This window comes from Micromonospora sp. NPDC047465 (assembly GCF_040643125.1).
Taxonomy (GTDB): Bacteria; Actinomycetota; Actinomycetes; order Mycobacteriales; family Micromonosporaceae; genus Micromonospora.
The window spans coordinates 1-4018 of record NZ_JBEYTP010000113.1; the positions used below are offsets into that span (position 1 = coordinate 1).

3 protein-coding genes and 2 pseudogenes are annotated in these 4018 nt (G+C 68.0%); 3 read left to right on the plus strand and 2 right to left on the minus strand.

Annotated elements, in window-relative coordinates; translation table 11 throughout:
• Positions 1-527: 527 nt before the first annotated feature.
• Positions 528-936 (minus strand): annotated as a pseudogene (locus tag ABZ793_RS34530) (indole-3-glycerol phosphate synthase TrpC); the annotation flags it as partial.
• Positions 937-990: 54 nt separating this feature from the next.
• Here ABZ793_RS34530 and ABZ793_RS34535 point away from each other — a divergent pair.
• The 3 genes and pseudogenes from ABZ793_RS34535 to ABZ793_RS34545 all read left to right on the plus strand — a co-directional run.
• Positions 991-1147 (plus strand): annotated as a pseudogene (locus ABZ793_RS34535) (histone-like nucleoid-structuring protein Lsr2); the annotation flags it as partial.
• A 222-nt stretch (positions 1148-1369) separates the two neighbouring features.
• A complete protein-coding gene (locus tag ABZ793_RS34540) occupies positions 1370-1684 on the plus strand; it encodes a hypothetical protein (RefSeq protein ID WP_357465176.1) in 315 nt (104 codons plus the stop codon).
• A 434-nt stretch (positions 1685-2118) separates the two neighbouring features.
• Complete coding sequence (locus ABZ793_RS34545) at positions 2119-2925, plus strand: GNAT family N-acetyltransferase (protein ID WP_357465178.1); 807 nt, start codon at positions 2119-2121, stop codon at positions 2923-2925.
• 202 nt (positions 2926-3127) lie between these two features.
• Here the strand turns inward: ABZ793_RS34545 and ABZ793_RS34550 are convergent, their stop codons facing one another.
• Positions 3128-3616, minus strand: a complete 489-nt coding sequence (locus ABZ793_RS34550) for a transposase (RefSeq protein ID WP_357465180.1) — start codon at positions 3614-3616, stop codon at positions 3128-3130.
• Positions 3617-4018: the final 402 nt, after the last annotated feature.

Consider the following 4018-nt stretch of genomic DNA (forward strand, 5'->3'; position numbering starts at 1 on the left):
CGCGCTGGAAATCGTCATCGAGAGAAGATCCATCCTCGCCCCGGGAGGGCTATTTGCTCTGAACCGCTGGTCTCACCCAACCCTGACACCCAGGGGTCCGCGGCGGTCGGTGTGTCCGGCGTAGGCGCGGGCTACTCCGTAGCCGAAGTGGCGTTCCGCCCAGGTGAGGGTGGTGTGGCGTAGCCAGTGAGTGGAGATGCCCTGCGCGGCTACCCATGGCAGGCGTTCGCCGATGCGTTTCCACAGGGTGGTCGTAGCGGCGGCTGCTGATCGGCCGGCCGTTGCGGTAGCACAACAGCCGATCGGTGAACAGGATCGCACCCCGGGCCTGGGCGTGCTCCTGGAGGCGTTCGGCGAGGGTCGGGGTGATGGGTTGCCATCGCAGGGTGCCGCCTTTCTCGGTGAGGCGGACCAGCGCGTGGGCGGTGTCCAGGTCAGCCAGGCGCAGGGCGAGGGCGCCGCCGCGACGGCAGGCGGTTTCCGTGTGCAAGCGCAGCAGCAGGGCGTGGTCGCGCGGGCCGCGCACCCCCCGACATGGCGATCTTGACGACGCTGCTGGGCAGGCCGGGCGCGATCCGCTCGAACACCGAGCGGTCGACCTCAAGGGTACGCAGATTGCGGGCGTTGACCCCGATCACCTGCGCGCCGGCCTCCAGGGCCCGGTCGGCCTCCTCCTCGTCGTGGACCTCGACCAACGCCGTCATGCCGAGCGACTCAATCCGCTCCAGCAGACCTACCAGGGCGTTCTGCTCGAGCGCCGCGACGATCAGCAACACCAAGTCTGCGCCGTGAGCCCGCGCCTCCTGCACCTGATAGCTGGAGACCACGAAGTCCTTGCGGAGCACCGGGATCTGGACTGCGGCCCGCACAGCAGTCGTCGAGCGACCCGCCGAACCATCGACCCTCGGTCAGCACGCTGATCGCTCGGGCGCCCCCGGTCGCGTCGTCGGCGCAGGCAGGAACGCCCGCGGCATGGTAGGCGTTAGCGAGGGGCGCGCCGCCCGCGCCGGCAGGGACGCGGCTGCCGACAAGGAGCAGAACAAGGCCATCCGGGATTGGGCCAAGAAAGGCCGGCAAGGACGTCTCCGATCGGGGCCGCATCCCGCAGAACATCGTCGACGAGTACCACTCGAACGCTGGCCGCTAATCCTGCCATCAACGTGGGGCTGTTCGGTCGCGCTCGATCTCCGTGTCGATCGCGTTGGTATCCCCTACAGAACCGATCGCTGGGGATCAGCGGTAGACGAAGAGTGCGCGTCCCGTCGACCTTGACGTCGAGGAACCGGCCGTTGCGGCACATGCGGCACCACATCAACATGCTGGGCCGCTACTCCTTCCAGTTGCCCGGTCCGAGGTGGTGGTGGCGGCCTTGGACGCCCCCTCCCCCTTCGCGCCGACCGGGCCCCTGCGTAATCGGCGGCCACGGACCCTGCCCCAGGGCGGAGACCGCAGGGTCAGGTTCGACCTGACACAGCTACTCCTGGCCGGCGGTACGGAGCTGGTCAAGCTGAGTCTGCAGCCGTTCGGCGTGGGCTTCGGCGCGTTCCGCACGGGTGGCGGCGGCCTCCTGACGGATGGCCTGGGCGCGGGACTCCTGGGCGTCCTGCTCAGTCCGGCGCCGCTCGGCGTGGAGCTGGTCGACCTGGCGGCGGGTTTCTGTCAGCTCGGCGCGTTCGGTGCGTAGGTCGATCTCGGCGGTTCGAACGGGCGCGGCGCACTTCGACCAGCAACACCGAGCTTATTCTCGACGCGCTCCGCGCACCTGGCCGATCTGCCCTGGCTGGTCGCCGAAGCTCGCCGGCCGGCTGCCGCAGACGCCGGTGAGCCGTTCCCGTGGCGGACCTCAGCGCAGCGGCGCACGACGGCGAAGGTACGCAGAGTGCAGTTGCCGATCCGGGCCTCTGGCCGGCGAACTGCAGGTGATGGACACCCTGGTCGGGTGGGTCCAGCAGCAGATCGGCGCGGGTCCTCGGTCGCTGGGTGACCGCATCACCCGCTCCGAGGTGGTGGTGGCAGCTCTGAGCGTGTGTCGAATGTGCTGGTCGCCAGCGCGACACTGCCGACGGACGACCGAAAATCGCATGCGATTATGGCTCAGTCATGCTTGGATCATTCGCCATGAATGATCATTTTCTTGATGAAGCCGACTTGATGGACAGAATGGAACGGAATCTGGCGGAACATGCCTGTCACCTGCACCGAAGCATGACCGGTGCGACTGTCACGGAGACTGGTGACCTCCTGGTCGCGGACAGCGGCCTGGACGACGACACTTTCAACATCGTTGCCGCGGCCCGCTTCACCGCCGCCGACGCTACAGCACGTATCACCGAGACCACTGAGACGCTGGCCCGCACCAGGCGCCGTTTCTCCTGGTGGGTGGGGCCCGCCTCGACACCACTGGACCTCACCACCCGCCTGACGGCGGCCGGTCTCCCGGCGTCCGAACGCGAGACGGCGATGTGGGCCGAACTGGACGGCACCCTGCCACTTCCTGCCGTCCAAGGGCTGGACATCCAGAGGGCGGCCACGCCCGAACAGCTCGCCGACTACGCCACGGTTCTCGCCGCGAACTGGGATCCGCCCGCTGACACCGTCCGCCGCTTCTTCGCCCAGGCCGCCCCACAGGCGCTGGCCGCGCAGTGCCCGGCCCGATACCTGGTGGGCTACGTGGAGAACCGTCCGGTCTGCTCCGCTGAAGTGTTTCACCACGCGGGAGTCGCCGGCATCTACAACATCTCCACCCTGGCCGCCCACCGCCGACGCGGCTACGGCGGCGCCATCACACTCGCGGCACTCCGCACGGCCCGCGACCGAGACCACCGCATCGCAGTCTTGCAGGCATCAGCCGACGGCGAGCCCGTCTACCGCCGCCTGGGATTCCGCTCCTGCGGCCAGTTCACCGAACACGCCATCAACCCCTAACCAACCCAAATTCACCGGTCCTCCACCCGCCTTTCCTGACAGCGCTGGTCACAACCACTCGTTGATGGCCGCTACGAGGACAGTGGCCTCGTAAGCGGACGGCGAGCTTGATGCCCCTATGGATGTCAAGCGGTCGATGGCATGCTCGTGTGCTGCGGTGTCCGAGCGACGAGGTCGTAAAGTTCGCGTGCGACGTAGCGTTTCAGGCAGCGGACCGCTTCGCGTCTGGTTTTACCTTCGCTGACGCGGCGGTCGATGTAGGCGCGGGTGCGCAGGTCCCAGCGAAGTCCGCGATGACGATCATGTAGAGGGCCGAGTTGGCTTGGCGATCGCCGCCGCGGTTGAGCCGGCGTCGCGGGGTCTTGCCGGAGGACATCTCGATGGGGCTGACTCCGCAGAGAGCCGCGAAGGATGCTTCGCTGGTGATCCGGTGCGGGTTGTCGTCGGCGGCCAGGAGCAGAGCTGCTGCAGTGTCGGGGCCGACGCCGTAGCGCCGCAACAGCTCGGGCGTGTGGGCGTTGATGGCCTCGGTGATGCGCTGGTTGAGGTCCTCGACCTCGCGGGTGAGTTCGATGATCCGGCGAGCCAGCAGGCGCAGGGTGTAGGCGGCGGCTGCCGCTGGTGTGTCCGGCTGGCCCGGGTCCAGGTCGGCGCATCGGCGGATGAGCTTGGGGTTACTGAGCCCGGTCATCGAGTCGCGCAGCGCCGGGTCGGCGCCGACGAGGACGGCCTTGAGCTGGTTGATGGCCTGTGCTTGCGACTTGGTGGCCGAGGTTTGGCCAGCATGAACAGCCGTATCCGCTCGACATGGCCGTCGCCTGCCCTGGCGAGGGCGGTCGCTGTGCCGGACAGGACTGCTCGAGCTGTTGTTTCGGCGTCAATGACGTCGGTCTTGCCGCGGCGGCGCCGGTGGCCTTGTCCGGCTGGTTGACCTCGATGACGCCGATTCCTGCGGTCAGCAGGTGGCGAGTCAGCGCCGCGCCGTAGGAATGCGTGCCCTTGAGGTTCCCCCGGTAGCTCGGAGACTTTCGATCGTGGTCTTATAGGCCCTGACCAGGAGGTTCTCTGTGCCCGCCCCTCGTAAGTACCCGGA

Excerpts from the sequence above, each read along its gene's own strand:
- ABZ793_RS34545 (WP_357465178.1), top strand. The coding sequence starts at position 2,119 with ATGAATGATCATTTTCTTGATGAAGCCGACTTGATGGACAGAATGGAA.
- ABZ793_RS34550 (WP_357465180.1), bottom strand. The coding sequence starts at position 3,616 with ATGACCGGGCTCAGTAACCCCAAGCTCATCCGCCGATGCGCCGACCTG.